General features: G+C 69.6%; 1 pseudogene. It reads right to left on the bottom strand.

What is annotated here, in order from left to right:
* Nucleotides 1–833: pseudogene (locus C3486_RS36675) on the bottom strand (urocanate hydratase); the annotation flags it as partial.

Here is an 833-nt window from a genome sequence, read left to right as displayed (position 1 = left end):
TAGCCCAGCCAGCAGATCCGCGCCGGCAGCCCCTGGAAGTGCACCCGCTCACCGGCCATCTTGATCCACCGGTGCAGCGACTCGTTCTCCGGGAACAGCTCCAGGATCGCCTTGTCGGTCTTGGCGATGTCCGATGCCTCGCCCGACAGCGCCGCCCAGCGGAAGGGGCCCTTGCCCTCGCAGAACAGCGGCCGGATGTAGGCCGGCACGAACCCGGGGAAGGCAAACGCCCGCTCAAAGCCGGCCAGCTGCGCCTCGCCACGGATGGAGTTGCCGTAGTCGAACACCTCCGCCCCCGCATCCATGAAACCGACCATGGCCTCCACGTGGCGGGCCATGGACTCGCGGGACCGCTGCGTGAACCCGGCCGGATCCTTCGCCGCCGCCTCCGCCATGTCCGCAAAGGCCACACCCACCGGCAGATAGGACAGCGGATCGTGCGCGCTGGTCTGGTCGGTGACGATGTCGATCGGCGCGCCCTCGGCCAGCATCTGCGGCAGCAGCTCCGCCGCATTGCCCAACAGCCCGATCGACAGCGGGCGGCGGGCGTCGCGGGCCTCGGTGGCCAGCTGCAGCGCGTGCGCCAGACTGTCGGCCTTCACATCCAGATACCGGTGCTCGATGCGGCGCTCGATCGCCCGCGGATCGCAGTCGATGCAGATCGCCACGCCGTCGTTCATCGTCACCGCCAGCGGCTGGGCACCGCCCATGCCCCCCAGCCCCGCGGTCAGCGTGATCGTCCCGGCCAGGGTGCCGCCGAACTTCTTCGCCGCCACCGCCGCGAACGTCTCGTACGTGCCCTGCAGAATGCCCTGCGTACCGATGTAGATCCA

Source organism: Streptomyces sp. Ru73 (assembly GCF_002920575.1).
GTDB lineage: Bacteria > Actinomycetota > Actinomycetes > Streptomycetales > Streptomycetaceae > Streptomyces.
The sequence above is the reverse complement of the archived record's forward strand: the minus strand, read 5'-3'. Positions and strand labels throughout refer to the sequence as shown.